The sequence below is a fragment of the Streptococcus urinalis 2285-97 genome, assembly GCF_000188055.2.
Lineage (GTDB): Bacteria > Bacillota > Bacilli > Lactobacillales > Streptococcaceae > Streptococcus > Streptococcus urinalis.
The window spans coordinates 1,927,252-1,942,948 of the sequence record NZ_AEUZ02000001.1 but is presented as its reverse complement, the minus strand read 5'-3'; the positions used below and the strand labels follow the sequence as shown (position 1 = coordinate 1,942,948).

General features: G+C 33.4%; 18 protein-coding genes and 1 pseudogene. 11 read left to right on the top strand and 8 right to left on the bottom strand.

Going from position 1 to position 15,697, the window contains the following annotated elements:
• Positions 1–103: 103 nt before the first annotated feature.
• From STRUR_RS09890 to STRUR_RS09880, 4 genes are all read left to right on the top strand, one after another.
• Positions 104–478: a pyridoxamine 5'-phosphate oxidase family protein gene (locus tag STRUR_RS09890; protein ID WP_006740718.1), complete on the top strand. Its 375-nt coding sequence runs from the start codon at positions 104–106 to the stop codon at positions 476–478.
• Positions 479–659: 181 nt separating this feature from the next.
• Positions 660–1,418: a Cna B-type domain-containing protein gene (locus STRUR_RS09885; RefSeq protein ID WP_006739005.1), complete on the top strand. Its 759-nt coding sequence runs from the start codon at positions 660–662 to the stop codon at positions 1,416–1,418.
• Positions 1,397–1,465 (top strand): hypothetical protein, encoded by a 69-nt coding sequence (locus STRUR_RS12140; protein ID WP_406874643.1) that lies wholly within the window; start codon positions 1,397–1,399, stop codon positions 1,463–1,465. The genes STRUR_RS09885 and STRUR_RS12140 overlap by 22 nt, the downstream gene beginning before the upstream one ends.
• Positions 1,466–1,558: 93 nt before the next feature.
• Entirely contained in the window at positions 1,559–3,076 is a 1,518-nt protein-coding gene (locus tag STRUR_RS09880; RefSeq protein ID WP_006738538.1) for an Nramp family divalent metal transporter, read from the top strand.
• Positions 3,077–3,104: 28 nt separating this feature from the next.
• Here the strand turns inward: STRUR_RS09880 and STRUR_RS09875 are convergent, their stop codons facing one another.
• The 3 genes and pseudogenes from STRUR_RS09875 to STRUR_RS09865 form a co-directional block, all read right to left on the bottom strand.
• Positions 3,105–3,758 carry an ABC transporter ATP-binding protein gene (locus STRUR_RS09875; RefSeq protein WP_006740208.1) on the bottom strand — a complete coding sequence of 218 codons (654 nt, stop codon included), beginning with the start codon at positions 3,756–3,758 and terminating at the stop codon, positions 3,105–3,107.
• Positions 3,759–3,767: 9 nt separating this feature from the next.
• Positions 3,768–5,267 (bottom strand): annotated as a pseudogene (locus STRUR_RS09870) (ABC transporter permease).
• Between the two features lie 112 nt (positions 5,268–5,379).
• Positions 5,380–5,856, bottom strand: coding sequence for a GNAT family N-acetyltransferase (locus STRUR_RS09865; protein ID WP_006739803.1), 477 nt, complete (start codon positions 5,854–5,856; stop codon positions 5,380–5,382).
• Positions 5,857–5,959: 103 nt separating this feature from the next.
• On the opposite strand from STRUR_RS09865, the gene STRUR_RS09860 reads away from it, so the two are divergent.
• The 3 genes from STRUR_RS09860 to STRUR_RS09850 all read left to right on the top strand — a co-directional run bounded on the left by STRUR_RS09860 (position 5,960) and on the right by STRUR_RS09850 (position 8,258).
• The gene (locus STRUR_RS09860; protein ID WP_006738867.1) at positions 5,960–6,574 is read left to right on the top strand and encodes an NAD-dependent epimerase/dehydratase family protein; all 615 of its coding nucleotides are present in this window, start codon (positions 5,960–5,962) and stop codon (positions 6,572–6,574) included.
• Between the two features lie 116 nt (positions 6,575–6,690).
• The gene (locus tag STRUR_RS09855) at positions 6,691–7,437 is read left to right on the top strand and encodes a DeoR/GlpR family DNA-binding transcription regulator (RefSeq protein ID WP_006739334.1); all 747 of its coding nucleotides are present in this window, start codon (positions 6,691–6,693) and stop codon (positions 7,435–7,437) included.
• Positions 7,438–7,448: 11 nt separating this feature from the next.
• Positions 7,449–8,258 carry a Cof-type HAD-IIB family hydrolase gene (locus STRUR_RS09850; protein WP_006740086.1) on the top strand — a complete coding sequence of 270 codons (810 nt, stop codon included), beginning with the start codon at positions 7,449–7,451 and terminating at the stop codon, positions 8,256–8,258.
• A 35-nt stretch (positions 8,259–8,293) separates the two neighbouring features.
• On the opposite strand, the gene STRUR_RS09845 is transcribed toward STRUR_RS09850, so the two are convergent.
• Together STRUR_RS09845 and STRUR_RS09840 are read right to left on the bottom strand one after the other, a co-directional pair.
• Complete coding sequence (locus tag STRUR_RS09845) at positions 8,294–9,226, bottom strand: LacI family DNA-binding transcriptional regulator (protein WP_006739892.1); 933 nt, start codon at positions 9,224–9,226, stop codon at positions 8,294–8,296.
• Positions 9,227–9,263: 37 nt separating this feature from the next.
• Positions 9,264–10,070 (bottom strand): Cof-type HAD-IIB family hydrolase, encoded by an 807-nt coding sequence (locus STRUR_RS09840; protein ID WP_006739542.1) that lies wholly within the window; start codon positions 10,068–10,070, stop codon positions 9,264–9,266.
• Between the two features lie 155 nt (positions 10,071–10,225).
• On the opposite strand from STRUR_RS09840, the gene STRUR_RS09835 reads away from it, so the two are divergent.
• Genes STRUR_RS09835 through STRUR_RS09825 form a run of 3 tightly spaced genes read left to right on the top strand, consistent with a single transcriptional unit; the run spans position 10,226 to position 11,788 of the window.
• The gene (locus STRUR_RS09835; protein WP_037595889.1) at positions 10,226–10,921 is read left to right on the top strand and encodes an AzlC family ABC transporter permease; all 696 of its coding nucleotides are present in this window, start codon (positions 10,226–10,228) and stop codon (positions 10,919–10,921) included.
• Positions 10,911–11,237, top strand: a complete 327-nt coding sequence (locus STRUR_RS09830; RefSeq protein ID WP_006738622.1) for an AzlD domain-containing protein — start codon at positions 10,911–10,913, stop codon at positions 11,235–11,237. The genes STRUR_RS09835 and STRUR_RS09830 overlap by 11 nt, the downstream gene beginning before the upstream one ends.
• 20 nt (positions 11,238–11,257) lie before the next feature.
• The gene (locus tag STRUR_RS09825) at positions 11,258–11,788 is read left to right on the top strand and encodes a YbaK/EbsC family protein (RefSeq protein WP_006739118.1); all 531 of its coding nucleotides are present in this window, start codon (positions 11,258–11,260) and stop codon (positions 11,786–11,788) included.
• A 240-nt stretch (positions 11,789–12,028) separates the two neighbouring features.
• Here STRUR_RS09825 and STRUR_RS09820 read toward each other — a convergent pair whose 3' ends face one another.
• Complete coding sequence (locus STRUR_RS09820; RefSeq protein WP_006739487.1) at positions 12,029–12,883, bottom strand: cation diffusion facilitator family transporter; 855 nt, start codon at positions 12,881–12,883, stop codon at positions 12,029–12,031.
• A gap of 132 nt (positions 12,884–13,015) precedes the next feature.
• Here STRUR_RS09820 and STRUR_RS09815 point away from each other — a divergent pair, with 132 nt between their 5' ends.
• A complete protein-coding gene (locus STRUR_RS09815) occupies positions 13,016–13,540 on the top strand; it encodes a TetR/AcrR family transcriptional regulator (RefSeq protein ID WP_006740099.1) in 525 nt (174 codons plus the stop codon).
• 37 nt (positions 13,541–13,577) lie between these two features.
• Here the strand turns inward: STRUR_RS09815 and STRUR_RS12135 are convergent, their stop codons facing one another.
• Positions 13,578–14,381, bottom strand: a complete 804-nt coding sequence (locus STRUR_RS12135) for a Cna B-type domain-containing protein (protein ID WP_406874642.1) — start codon at positions 14,379–14,381, stop codon at positions 13,578–13,580.
• A gap of 19 nt (positions 14,382–14,400) precedes the next feature.
• On the bottom strand, positions 14,401–15,543 hold the full coding sequence (locus tag STRUR_RS09800) for a collagen binding domain-containing protein (RefSeq protein WP_006739174.1): 1,143 nt from the start codon (positions 15,541–15,543) through the stop codon (positions 14,401–14,403).
• Positions 15,544–15,697: the final 154 nt, after the last annotated feature.

Genomic DNA, 15,697 nt, shown 5'->3' with positions numbered 1-15,697 from the left:
TCAAAAATAAAATATTTTTTTAGTCTGAACTTTTTAGAAAATTATGTCATAATAGATTTGGAAAATGATGAGAAAACAACTTATGATTAGAAAGGAATTAATCATGTTTACTGATAAATTTTTAGAAGTCTTAACTCATGAAGGAACAGTATCTATCACCTCTTGGGGGAATGAAGAACCTCATGTCACTTGTACTTGGAATAGCTTTTTGGTGCTAAAAAATGACAATACATTACTCATTCCTGTAGCAGGAATGCATGGAACAGAGTCAGATTTAAAGGTTAATGATCAACTTATCCTAACTCTTGCATCTAGAGAAGTTGAAGGGTTTAATGGATATCAAGGAACAGGATTTAGAATTCTTGGAAAAGGTGAAATCATTTCTGAAGGTGACTATTTTGATGAAATGAAAGAAAAATATTCTTTTATTCGTTCGGTCTTAGTTGTAACGGTAACCGACTTGAAACAATTATTATAAAAAAAACCTAGTAAAATCTAGGTTTTTTTATTTTTTTGAATAATGATAAAGTCAAAAAATCACATTAATTTATTAAAAATTGAGTTATTGTTATGACTAAAAATTAAAATTAAGTAATTATTGTTGTAAAATGAGTTTTCTGATGCTATAATAAAAATCCTGAAAAAATGAAGGAGAAAATATGATTAAACAAATTAAAACATTACTCTTAGGTGTTATAGCAGTTTTTCTATTTGTCATCCCAGTCAGTGTGTCAGCTCAAAGCACGACAACACTTGATATATCAAATGTCTGGTTTGATAATAATGCAGATCAGCTAAGACCAAATAGCGTCACTGTTAATATCTTTGCTGATGGCGTTTTGGTTAAGAAACAAGACATAAGTATCGCAAACCAAAATCAAGGTAACCCATCACAGTGGTCAATGAACCAAATTAAGTTAGATGCCTTAAATGCAGATGGTTCAGAAATTAACTATACTTTTACAGTTGATCCTGTTACCAACTATAGTACTAAAATAAGACCATCAAAAGATGTTGAACAAGTCACAAGTGGTGGTGGTCGCTCTGGTAGAGCCCAAACAGGTGGAACAGTGGATACCGTTACAACCTATCAACTGCTAATCTTTAACACAGAAGCTGTACAGCCTACGCCAACACCAGAGCCAAGCTCATCAAGTGCATCTACAAGCACAAGTGATAGTTCAACTGAAAGCTCTACACAACCATCAACAACTGACTCTACAGATAAAACAACTTCTGAGCCATTGAACGATACTAAATCTGATAAGAATAATTCAAATGACAAGAAGCAAGCTCAGCCAACAAGTAATTCAAGCTCAGCACAAGGGAAACCTAACTCAAGTCAACATGGAAAGAAAATGCAAGTTTACCTATCACTGGCGAACAATCTTCTATTTTGCTCATTATTCTTGGACTGATTATTGTGCTAGTCGCTTTTGTCTTGATTAGAAATAAAAGAAAATAAGAATTCTTCTAGTGAGGATTCTTTTTTTGTGTTAAACTAGAAGAAATTAATTGTTGTTAAGGGAATAATTAAGTATACATAAGGAGGTAGAACGTGGCTAATTATCACAAATCAAATCAAATAAAGACCTCTTTAGAAGAAATTAATTCAAGTGTCGCTATTCCTCAAAACATGTCTTTTTGGAAAACACTTTTTCTTTATTCTGGACCAGGTGCTTTGGTAGCTGTTGGTTATATGGATCCTGGAAATTGGTCGACATCAATTACAGGTGGACAGAATTTTCAGTATACTCTTATGTCAGTCATCTTATTATCTAGTTTGGTGGCCATGTTATTACAATATTTATCTGCAAAATTAGGTATTGTGAGTCAGATGGATCTGGCCCAAGCAATTAGATCAAGAACAAGTAAACGTTTAGGTATTATTTTATGGATAATAACCGAAATGGCAATAATGGCGACCGACATTGCAGAAGTGATTGGTGGCGCAATTGCATTAAATTTACTGTTTCGTATTCCACTGACAATAGCTGTTCTGATAACAATACTGGATGTATTCTTGTTATTATTATTAATGAAGATAGGCGTTAGAAAGATTGAAGCACTGGTGGTTGCTTTGATACTTGTGATCTTTGCGGTCTTTAGTTATCAAGTAATCCTTTCTCATCCTGATTGGTCAGCAGTTTTTCAAGGTTTAATTCCTTCTGGAAAAGCTTTTGCTAGTTATCCTAGTGTCAGTGGACAAGTGCCTTTAACAGGAGCACTTGGTATTATAGGTGCAACAGTGATGCCACATAATCTTTACTTGCACTCTTCTATCGTACAAAGCAGACAGATTGATAGAGATAACCCAAAAGAAATAGCAAGAGCACTTCGATTTTTAACATTGGATTCAAACATTCAATTGACTATGGCCTTTTTTGTGAATTGTTTATTACTGATAGTAGGGGTTTCAGTCTTTAAAGCTGGAAGTGTAAAAGATCCGTCATTTCTAGGCCTTTATGAAGCTCTGTCAAATCCTCATATGATGAGTAATACACTCTTATCACAAATTGCAAGTTCTGGTGCGCTTTCAGTCTTATTTGCAATTGCGTTATTAGCTTCAGGACAGAATTCAACTATTACAGGAACTTTAACAGGTCAAATCATTATGGAAGGCTACATTCATCTAAAATTACCAGCTTGGTTACGTCGATTAATAACGAGATTATTGTCTGTCTTGCCTGTGATGATTTGTGTACTAATAACGAGTTCTCAAGGTGTTGTCAAAGAAAATATAGCAGTAAATCAATTGATGATTAATTCTCAAGTATTCTTGGCATTTGCGCTACCGTTTTCAATTATTCCATTGTTATTATTTACAGGTGATGAGTCTGTTATGGGAAAAACATTTAAAAATAATACTTGGATAAACGGTCTTGGTTGGTTTTCAGTTATTGTATTAACATTTCTAAACTTAAAGGGATTACCAGATCAAATAGCATCATTTTTTGGAGAAAAGCTTTCACATCGAGAAGTTGTCTTGAGTCATGTGATTTCAAGTGGTCTGATTATATTAATTGTCATTTTACTAGCTTGGCTGATTTTTGATTTAGTTAAGGGTAAAAACTAAAAAAAGCTAGAGATTTCTCTAGCTTTTTTTAGCGTTGACTTAAAACTTTGTGTTTCAGCTCAAAGACGAGATCTGCTTGTTCAGCAACAGCTCGTTCATGTGTCACGATGATGACAACCTTATCTTCTTTATGTGCAATATCTTTAAAAATATTAACAATATCTTGAGTTGTTTCCTCATCAAGGTTACCTGTAGGTTCATCGGCGATAATAACTTCATGATTTGTAGCAAGTGCACGAACAATTGCTACACGTTGTTGTTGACCACCTGATAGTTTTAATATTGGCTTGTCGATCAATTGTCGACTGATTCCAACTTTCTCAAATAATTGACTTATAGATTCTTTAGATAAAGTCTTTCCTGAAATTTCAAGGGCTATTTGGACATTCTCAATAGCAGTCATATAAGGAATTAGATTATAAGCTTGAAAGATTGTAGAAACATTTGATTGACGATAATGTCTTAATTTGTCTTTTTCAATAACTTTTTGATTTAGCAAAATAGAACCTTCTTTTGGGGTATCAAGACCTGCTAAAAGAGATAAAAATGTAGTTTTACCACTACCTGATTGGCCTAAGATGGCATAGACATTACCTTTTTCAAAGTTAATTGAAATATCTTTGAACAGGTAATCATCAGGATTAGTGTACCAATAGCCTAGTTCTTTGGTTTGTAGTGTCATAAAGTCCTCCTAATTTGAAGATAAGATATCTTTTGGTTTCATTCTTAATATGCCAATGCTTGCAAGGAATGTAGCTATAAAGGATATCACAAGAGCAATACCACCTAGTTTTGCAATGTCACTTGCGCCAGTATTGATGTTGAGTTTGTTAACGGATGCTGATGATTTAACCATTGACATCATACCACCTTGACCGCCTTGGCCGCCTCCCGTATTACCAGCAGGAGGTGTCCCTTGTCCAGGATTATTTCAAGATTTTTGATTTGTTTTCACATTATTATCTTTTTGACTAACTTGTTGACTAGTTGAGTTGGATAATAATTGGTTACCCAGAGCATTACCAACCATACCTCCTGCAAGACTAGCTAGACAAAGTGAGATGAGTGTCACAACAGCAAGCTCTGTAAAGAATTGGCCAATAATCTTCAAACGATTTTCACCAAGACTCATTAGAACACCAATTTCATAACGGCGTTCACGAATACTTAACATAATGATAAGTGTTAGGATAATAGCGCCAGCAACAGCAACAAGAATAATAATATTGTTGGCAATAGATGAAATATTGTTTAGTGGTTGAAGCATTTGTTTGTAGACTTCATCACTAGAAGTAAGTGAGTATTTTTTAGTGTTGATTTTAGTTTTCATTTCTTTCACTAATGAAGAAAGTTTAGAAGGATTTGAAACGGTAAAGACAGCACTATCAAGTCCACTTGAACCTTTTAAGGTATTAACAGTTGAGACATTAGTGTAAATATTGTTTTGAGGATTACTGCTGTTACTTTGCATTTGTGCAGAATTTGCAGTAGCACTTGATGTGTAAATACCAACAACTTTCAGTGTAACGCTTTTCTCTGTACCATTGACCGTTGTTTTAATAGTAAAGCTATCACCAACTGATAAACTATTCTTTTTAGCTAAATCTGATGAAATGACAGCACTGTTATTTGCTGTACTTGAAGTGATGCCAACCCCTTTTGAGATTTTGCTTGTTGAAGAAGTGAAATCACTTACTTTGGCAGTGCTTGAAACACCAGTGATTGTAAAGTCACCACTTGCCATTTGTGGCCCACCATTTTTCATGCCATTTGATGATTGACTATCTGATGAACTACTAGAAGAAGTTGACGAACTTGTTGAAATTGGGGAAATGTTGCTACCAGCACTTGCTTGTGTCGTTGTTGTAAAAAGGTAGCTAGCAATACCACTGTTATTTGCTAATTTTTTAGCAACACTTAAAGGTATTGAGACTGTTTTTTGGCTCGATGATGAACTTGAACTAGACTGATCTGGGGGTGCCATTTGTGACATCATATATTCTCTTTTCAATTGTAGTGAAATAGTAGATCCTGTTTGATTTTTTGCTGATTTGACTGCAGCATTTGCAGCGTTTTTAATTGTTATACCTGCTAATACAAAGAGTAAGATTGCTATCGTTACCAAGGTTAGCAACAAACTTCGTCCAAGTTTTGACTTTGTCGCAAGCCATGCTCGTTTTATAAAATTCATGTGAATGCCCTCCAAAAAGTATTGGGCATAGCTTAACAAGCTTAACTTAAAAATTACTGAAAAGTTAATTAAAAATAAAAAGAAATAAAACAAGTCATTCTGAAATTACTTGTTAAATGGATTTATTAAAAATTAAAGCATCGTGATAAATCCCGTTGATACAGAGATGGTTTGTAAGCTGACATTCCAATTGGAATCCCATTTTTTGATAAAGTGATATAGCAGTTTTATTACCACCTGTCACATGCATGGCAATTTGTGAAAAATGGTTTTGTTTAGCAGTCTCAAAAAGACCTTCAATCAATTGACGACCAATCCCTTTGCCTTGGAAATCTGGATGGATAGCTAAACCAAAAGTGCAGACATGTTGGCCTTGTGGAAAAGGATACATTGGATTGTAAGGTAAACAACCAGCAATTATGCCATTATCGTCAGCAACTAAAATATGCGCTCTATCTCCAATCCTTTTTCTTAAATCATCTTTGGTTAATACTCTATCATATACAGGAGAATTATAAGGTGTCCAGACGCTGTTTTCGATTTCAAGTACTTGATCAAAATCTTTTTCTTGGATGGTTCTAATCTGCATTTTTTGTATCCTTTCAAATGTAAGTTAGTTAATAATTTTCGTGTTTCTTTAATGATTATGGTATCATTTTTACCAAGAAAAGACTTTCTGGAGTGCTATATAGATGACAAAACGAAAGATTGTGATTGCTGGAGGAACGGGTTTTGTTGGTCAGGGGATTATCAAGTGTTTAGATACAAACCAATATGATATTCACAGTCTGTCACGTCATCCTTTTAAAGGCGAGCATAAAGAAGTTCACTATCATGTCATTGATTTAAAAGATACAAGACAATTAGAAAAAATCCTCGATGGTGCAGATTGGGTCATTGATGCTATTGGGATTCTTTTTGCTAATCCCCGTAAAAATCAAACTTACCAAAAAAATAGTATCGAACCAGCAAAAGCATTAATTAATGGTGTCCAAAAAGACCAGAAAACAAAGTTTCTTTTTATTTCCGCAAATACAGCACCATTTTTTTTGAAAGATTATATAAAAGCCAAACGAGAAGTTGAACGTTATGGCTTTGAACAATTAAAAAATCGCCAACATGTTGTATATCCAGGATTAATTTACGATAAAGATAGAAGAGAGATTTTCTATCTGGGGAAAGCAATCTCATTATTTTCAAGCGTCAATTTTGTCACAAAATGTCGAGTGATTCAGCGAAAAGATTTTGCTCTGGAAGTGAAGTCTATTTTAGAAGAAAAAAGTAGTTATCTCGAAAATAAAATATGATAAAGCTCTATAAGGAGTTTTATTTTTTTTATTATTTAAGTATTTATAAGCAAAATAATTGAATATTACTTTAAAACAATTAAAAATCATAATAAAATAAAAGAAAGGAGAACATTATGTACCAAGAAGAAAGACTAGAAAAAATGCTCCAAGTATTGCGACAATCTGAAAAACTATCTAGTAAAGAAGCGATGACGCAATTCAATGTTTCAAGAGATACCATACGGCGAGACTTTGAAATTCTTGCAAAAAGACAACTTGCTACACGAACACATGGTGGCATACTATTAAAACATGACTTACAAGCAATGGAATCTTTTAAAGAGAGAGTGACAAAAGCGAATTCTGAAAAAGTTAAAATTGCAAAGCAAACCAATCAATTACTAACACCAGATAAACTGTGTTTCTTTGATGTGTCAACAACAGTTTTAGCATTAGCTCAAATAATAGATAAGAAGTTGACAATTTACTCTCACTCTCTAGATAATGCTTTACTATTTGCAGATAGATCTGAGGTAGATTTTCACTTATTAGGTGGACAATTCTATTCCAAAAATCGTTTTTACTTTGGTTTTTCTGAAGCTGAAGTGTTATCCAAAATGAGTTTTGATTTTGTGGTTATTGGGGCTGCAGGATTAAAAGATGGTTTGGTCTCATATGAGGATGAGTCTGATACTTATCTAAAAAAACAGGTAATGCAAAATGCAAAATGCAAAATATTAGTTGCAGAAAAATCAAAATGTTATCAAACATCACATCATATATTAGGAAATATTAATAATTTTGATTATTTTGTCACTAACCAAGCCCCTGATGAGGCATTTAAACAATTACTAGCCCCGACTCTAAAAGTGATTTATTAGGAGGTAATCAGATGTCTACAGTAAATTTAATATTAAGTGATATTGATGGTACATTACTAACAAGTGAGCATACTATTGATTCAGAACTAAAAGCAACTTTAACACAAACCAAGCATCCATTTGTCTTGGCATCTGCACGCTCCCCAAAAGGGATGTTCCCTATTGTTGAAGAGCTTGGACTAAAGGACAACCCAATTGTGTGTTACAATGGTGCCTTAATTATTAAGAAAAATGATAAAGCTTATGATATTTTGAGTCAACACGCTCTGATAAAAAATGACATTTATGTATTACTTGAAAAGATAGAATCACAATTCCCGGATGTCTCTGTTAGTCTTTATAGTCATGATGAATGGCTAATTGAAAAAGATGATTATTGGGTTCAGCAAGAAGCTGACATTACAAAGCAAAAGCCTACAAAAACTGATTTCAAGACTTTTTTGGCTGAACCAATGACTCAGGTTCATAAGTTGCTTCTTATTTCTGATGCTAAGGAAATAAATGAATTATTACTCACTTTGAAGGCTATGTCATTTGAAGATTTTTCGTGCTATTTATCAAAAGATAATTATTTGGAGATAACAACAAACTCAGTTTCAAAAGAAAATGCTTTGAAAGAGATAGCTGCCTACTATCATGTTCCAATTGAAGAAACCATGGCTATTGGTGATAATTATAATGATATCCTGATGATTCAATTAGCAGGAGTTGGAGTTGCTATGGGGAATGCTCCAGAAGACGTGAAATTAGCTTCAGATTGGATTACCAGTGATAATAATCATAATGGACTTTCAAGAGCGATTAATCAATGTTTCAAATAAATAAAAACGTCTGTATTTTGACTTAATACAGACGTTTAACGTTTCTCTAAAAAGGTTGAAGATAAGGATTGTGTTTTAACATCTTTAGAAATAGCAGCTTTAAATGCTTTCATACCAAGACGATAAGTTTGGTTCTTAATACTTGGAATTTTTTGAAGTTTTCCAGATAATTGTGCCTCCTGGCTAACAATCAAAGGGGTGGTTAGTCCCTTTTCTGAATAAATTTCCAGTAATCCAGCAGCCAAATCATCACTATTAGATAAGACACAATCAAAAGGTTCCTCCAGATTTAAATAATTAAAAGCAATTGTTGCATCTTCATATTGAGAAAGGTGTCCAAAAGTGTGACAAGAAACGCTCGGAAGGAGATTTTGACAATACGACATTGTTTCTCTATAAGTCTCACTGATTTCATCATTTCTTGTGAAGAATAGTGCCATTCTTTTGATTGGTTTTGTTTTTAAGTAAGAAAATAACCCTAGATAACCTGTGTAGCGATTAATGTAAACAGACGATAGATTTGGTTTATCTGTTTTTTCAAGACAAACAATCTGACCATATGGCTGATAAGATTCTATGGTTTCTAAACTAATAGCTCTTGATGTGAAAACAATAGCTTCTAAGGCTTTTGAACGGAGTTGATCAAGATAAGCTAATTCTTTATCGACATCATAGTCAGAAGGAAGAATAACTAATTGATATTGACTAGATAAAGCCATCTCAATCATACCGCGTATTATTTCAGTAAAGTAATAATGTTTTGTATGTGGAACAACAACCCCTATTTTGCGCGTGTGACCACTACTTAAATCAATTGCAGATTGATTTGGGTAATAGTGCTTTTCAGAAATCACCTTTTGAATCATTTCAGCAGCCTCTTTAGAGACGTATCCCGATTGATTAATATAACGTGATATAGTAGAAGGGGAGTATCCAGTTAGTTTTGCAATTTCTCTGATAGATACCATAATGACTCCTTTTTTCTACTATAGCATGTTTGAAGCATTATGTTAACAAAAAGTCGTGTATGCCATGACCTACACCATTTTCATCATTTGTTTTGGTGACGTGTTTTGCTTGGACACGAATTTCTTCAGGTGCATTTTGCATAGCAATTGGGGTTGCAACACGTTCAAACATTGGAATATCATTATTCCCATCACCGAAGGCAGCTAAACTTTCGAAAGGAAGGTTTTCTAAATCAACAATAAAATCAATACCATTTGATTTTTTAGCTTCTCTGTGTGTTATTTCTAAGTAATAAGAACCAGATTGCTGAATAGACACATTTGGTAAATCAAGAGCCAATAAACTTTCTTTTAAAAATGCCATTTTTTCTGGCTCAAACACAATGAGCATTATTTTAAAGACACCTTTTTGAGGTTTTAAATAAAGATCTTCACCAATTAAAGTAGGTTCTTGTAAAGTTAGTTGACTTTCATAGTCGATTCCCGCATCCATCTTGTAGGTTAACCATTGGTCTTTAGTGTAATAGGACTGGCTAATATGTGGAAAATACTGATTGATGTAGTTTAGTAATTGTTCAGTATCCGCAATTTCAAGAGGTAACTCTCTAATGACGTGAACTTGATTGTCCTTGTATTGATAAACAAGTCCGCCATTAAAACCAACCTGCAAACCATCCAGATTAAGAGCGTCAATAGCTTCTTTCATTTCAATTGGTGCACGTGCAGATACCAAAGTTAAAGGAATATTGGCCTTCCTTATCAATTGTGCGTTATCAGCTGAAATTCTTCCTTTGGTATTTAATAAGGTGCCATCCATATCAAGAAATATGTGTTTTGTTTTCATGACAAGTGCCTCCTAATTATGATTTAACTTAAGTGTAAATGATGGAACGCGTTCCATGTCAAGTAAAAAATAAAAAAATTTTACAAAAACAGGTCTGTAAAGGCTTATTTATTTGTGTTATAATTACTGAATATACAGAAAATTCTGGAGGAATTATGACTGAAAAGGGATTTCAAGATGGTGTTAAAGCAGCTCTCCCAACGGCGATGGGCTATGTTTCCATTGGATTAGCTTTTGGTATCGTTGCATCAGCATCAGATTTGTCTGTGATTGAGGTTGGATTAATGAGTGCACTGGTTTACGGTGGCTCTGCCCAATTTGCGATGTGTGCTTTGTTGCTGACGCATGCAAACTTAGTAACTGTTACTTTGACCGTTTTTCTTGTCAATTTAAGAAATATGCTCATGAGTCTACATGCAACAACGATTTTTAAAAAAACCAGCCTAGTCAATAATATTGGAATTGGAACTTTAATTACTGATGAAAGTTATGGTGTCTTATTGGGGGAAGCTCTTGAAAATAGGAATGTTTCAGCTAAATGGATGCATGGCAACAATGTCATGAGTTACCTAACATGGGTTATTTCTACTATGGTTGGGACCTTACTTGGGAATGCTGTTCCAAATCCTGAAGTCTTTGGTTTAGATTTTGCATTAGTGGCAATGTTTATTGGCTTATTTGTTTTTCAACTAATAGCTATGTTATCTGAAGAAAAGAAATTAATAGTCTCTATTTTGGTCGCAGTAGGATTAAGTTATTACCTATTGTCAATCTTTTTATCTGGTGCTTTATCTGTTTTGGTTGCGACTTTGATTGGTTGTAGTGTAGGAGTAATGTTTGATGGTAAATAACTATATCTTAATGGCCATTTTTTTAGGTTTTCTTGTCTCGTGGGTTCCAAGGGTTTTACCTTTTATTTTTGTAAAATATAAAGGATTACCTGACAGTGTTTTATCTTTCTTGAAATTTCTACCAGTATCTATTTTATTTGCCTTGACTTTTTCAAGTTTTTTTACAGTTAAAATAGGGACACTTCCAAGTTTGAAATGGTTGGATTTACTAGCTGGGGTGCCAACTTTATTTGTGACAATACGCTATCGTAACCTTTTTTACACTGTATTAACAGGAATTGTTGCTATGGCATTATTAAGATTAATTTTGACGTAATAAAAGATAAGGAGTTTCCTATGGATTTGTTTTTCCGTCCTATCAAAGAAAATGATAGTTTGTTACCTAGTACCGTCTCAAAATTTATTGGCTCGTTAGAGAAGGCCAATCAGATTAAAGTTGCTGAGATCGATCCACAATTTGCAGATGGCAAAGCATTAAGTCAAGCTTATAATGTTCCAATTGAAATGGAATATAATTGTCTAGTAGTAGAAGCAAAAAGACAAAAAAACAAGCAACTAGCTGCTGTTCTGGTCCCTCGTGAAAAGCGCATTAATATGAATGCAACTCTAAAAAGACCCTTAAATGCCAGTAAAGTGTCCTTTGCTAACCTTAAAGAAGTTTTGGAAAAAACGACTATGGAGTTTGGTAGTATCACACCTGTGGGTTTACCAAAAGATTGGCCTATCCTAGTAGATAAATCAGTACAAGAACAATCAGAAATTATTGTAGGTGGTGGCTATGTTCACTCTAAATTAAAGATATCGGTGGAAAGTCTTCAAGCATTTCCAAATGAAGTCTTGTTTATTGAGGTCTTAGCAAAAGACTAGAGTGAAAGTTTAACTCAAATGATATCTTGGAATTAGTATGACGGAATTTTCAGTTGAAAAAGTCAGTATCCCAAAACAACAACTATCAGCTGTCATCATCTACAATTAATTATTAGTAGAATTTGTATTGAGTCTTAGTATTAATCATGGAGAAGTCGGTTTATCATCAACTTTTAAATTGAAAAAATGGATTTGGTTGTTAATAAATAATAAAAAAACAAAGAAATTGCTCCTTGTTTTTTAGGTTTGACAATGCTTTTGATGTTGAGAGAGAGATTGGTCAATTTCAACTGTGACGGAATGAATTTGAAAATCTTTACAAACTTGACGGATTGCCTCTTTACAATCAGCTTCAGAACAGTAGCTGTTTAGACAACAATGTATGGTTGCTCGATTATCAAATCCGTCCATAGACCAAATATTAAGTTGATTGATGGAATCTATTTGAGGAAGGTTGGCTAGTGTTTGATACAAAGAATGATAGTCGATTGTTTCAGGAACACCGTCTAAGAAAATGGTTAGATTAGACCAACATTTTGGAATAGCTTTTGTAAAAATGAATAAAGAAATAGCAATGGATAGGATAGGGTCAAGGATATACCAAGATTTCCAGTTTAAAATAATAGCTAAGATAATAATAACTAACCAACCAAGAATGTCTTCTAAAAAATGTAAACTTAAGATTTCCTCATTTTTTGTCTGACCTGAATGAATGACAAAACTAGCCAAGCCATTAATGACAATGGCAACAATAGCTAAAAGAAACATTCCCTGATAATTCACAGGATTTGGATGCCATAATCTTGGTATATTTTCAATGAGTACCCAAGTAGAACCGCTAATCAGGATGAGACTTGTAATAATAGCTCCTAAAAGGCTAAACCGCTTATAACCTAATGTAAATTTTGAATCTTCACCTTGAGCTGCTTTTTTCTCTAAAATAGCAGAGATGCCAATAGCAATAGCATCACCAAAATCATGAACAGCATCTGCTAAGATTGCACCTGACAAAAAGAGGTTTCCAAAAATAAATTCGATGATTGAAAAGCTAAAGTTCAAAATAAATGCTATAGCCACTTTTTTACTTGCTGTCATCCTTTTCTCCTTTTGGTATACTAATAGTAGTTATGGATTCTTTAATCCTATTATCTAAAAGATATTGAAAAATGACTATAAACAAAGCAGTTCACCTGTTCAATAATGAACAGTTTTAAGAAAGTGTCCACGATGGAAAAAGATAGACAAATTCAAAAAACCAATACAGCTATTTACAATGCCTTTATCAACCTTTTACAAGAAAAAGATTATTCTAAAATAAGAGTGAGTGATATTATTGACCTTGCAAATATTGGAAGATCTACTTTCTATGCTCATTATGAAAGTAAAGAAGTTCTACTTAAGGAATTATGTGAAGATTTATTTCATCATCTGTTCAAGCAAGTTGAGCCAATATCATTTGAAGATTATCTGATTCATATTTTAAATCATTTTGATCAAAATAAAGATAGTATTGCGACTTTACTATTATCCGATGATCCCTATTTTTTACTTCGGTTTAAAAAGGAATTAGAACATGATTTTTACCCAAAACTTCGACAAGACTACCTTTCAAATGAGACCATCCCAGAAGAATTTTTAAAGCAATTTGCCATCTCTTCCTTTGTTGAAACAATCAAATGGTGGTTACATCAAAGAAAACGCTTGAGTGCTAAACAACTCTTACAATATTATTTGATAATGATAGAAAACTAAAAAAAGCCCAGACATTGGGTTTTTTTAGTATATAAACCTAGTTTTTCTTATGTTGAATAAGATAAAAACTAAGACTTCCGATGATTAGTAATCCTAAAAGTAATAAGAAATTATGTTTTGCTTCGCCAGTTTTTGGAAGACTTGCTTTAAAAATAGCCTTTTTAGTTTCTTTTGATTTAGGTTTAGGCGTGTCTTTTTTAGGTTTTTTACTTGGTTTACTTGGAGTATTTGGTTTTTTCGGAGTATTATCTTTTGGCATATCTGGAGTAGATGGTGTATCCTCTTTTGGTTTTTCTGGGGTCGTTGGTGTATGACTATTTGTAATAGTGAATTGACCATTATCTAGTTGAGAGACTTGACTAGTATAACCTTGTGGGACGTCAACTTCCTTAACAGTGTATGAAATAACTTGTTCATTAGCTTTTTGTTCAAGTGCTTTCCAGGTGTAAGTCCAGTTATTTTTTTCGGAAAGTGTAATGACATCTTGAGTCGCTTTTCCATCTGCATAAAGTTGAACTTTAACAGACTCTGGACGACTCTTATCGGCGTTATTTTGGTCATCCCAAACTTTTGAAACGGTGATATTTGTTTTTGGACTTTCGTAAGTATTAACAAAAGTTTGTTTGTCACCATAGGTTACCTGTGCACTGTAAACATTATTATCATCTTTAGTTACATTGATGGTAATATCTTCTTGACCTTGGTCATAAGTGTAACCTTCAAGTTGTTGATCAGCAGTTGGAATAATTTCTTTAATGAAGTAATGATATGTCCCTTCCTGATTAAAGGTTAAGGGATTAAAGATTACTTTACCGTCTGCTGCATTAGTAGTTGTTTGAATAGGTGTTGTCGAATCTGTGCTATTGTAAAGACCAAATTCGAATTGATTTGCTTATAGGTCGGCTCCTTTGACTTGTTTTTGTGTTTCTAAAGTAACTTGAGCAGATAGCATCACCCGTACCAGTTGCATTATCGTCAGTATAATTAGCTGTTTGTGTTTTTTGCGTTAGATTTGACCCTGAAAGGTTAACAGTATTTGTAAATTTTGATTGTGAGCCAGCTTGCTGACGATTGATGTGTGTCGTGTATGTAATATAGTAAGCATGACCATAATCTTTACCATTAATGGTTGTGAAATTATTATTTGTAGTAGCGTAAGTAAATGACGTTGAATTATCAGTAGGCGTATAAACCACTTGGTCTCTAAGACTAGCAGTTATAGTACGTCCTTTAGCTTCAGATTCAGAATCAATTGGATCATTTTCTTTAATTTCAAGTTCCCTGAAACGTAAACCAGCTTTATCTTCAGCTGTCATGTATTGGTTGCTACCTAAAGTATCTGTAACTACCAAATTTTCAATTGGATCTTGGATAGCATTTGCAATGACAACCCAGTGAATCACATCTTGATTGATTGTGTCATGATAGGAATATTTGAAAGTATAATTGTTAATAGCACTACCTGGAGTGACGTTTTTGTTGCTTCCAAATGTAAAACTGGCAGGTTGATTTGTATTTGGAATAACAGTATTAACTTTTTCACCGTTTGTTAATGTATTGTTATTTGCAATTAGATCAAAACTTAAGGTCATGTTTTTATTTTCATTAACTTTTGAGTAAAAATCATTAAACGTAACGGTCAAGTTATTTGGTGTTGATAAAGCATTAACAGTTGCAGTACCAATGATAGTTCCAGCTTTGTTAACGATATTGAATGGAGCTAACGCTCCAGGAAAACGAAACTCTTTTGGAATATCAAAACTATAAGTGTCACCACTATTAATAGCTTGACTGTCAGGAAAAGTAATAGTAGAAGAATATTGCAAATGAGCATATGTTGGGATATTAACATCGCCAGTAGTCCCATTGATTGGCGTTCCATTATAGGTTAAGTTGGCAGTTGCCGAGTAGTTTGTAACTGTTGCTGCTTTGATCGTGTGACCTGTTAGTGTTGTAAGCAGCATTAAAACAGAAACTAAAAAAATATTTATTTTTAATCTCATCGTTTTCTCCTTTTCTTTTTCTAAAAAAATCTCTCAAATCTAATTATATTCTCTTTTATTATTAAAACAATAGGTTTCAGACTAATATTTTGTACATTTTAATATTTTTGATGGAAATAAATTTGATTTAAAATATAAAAAAACCTATCTTTAG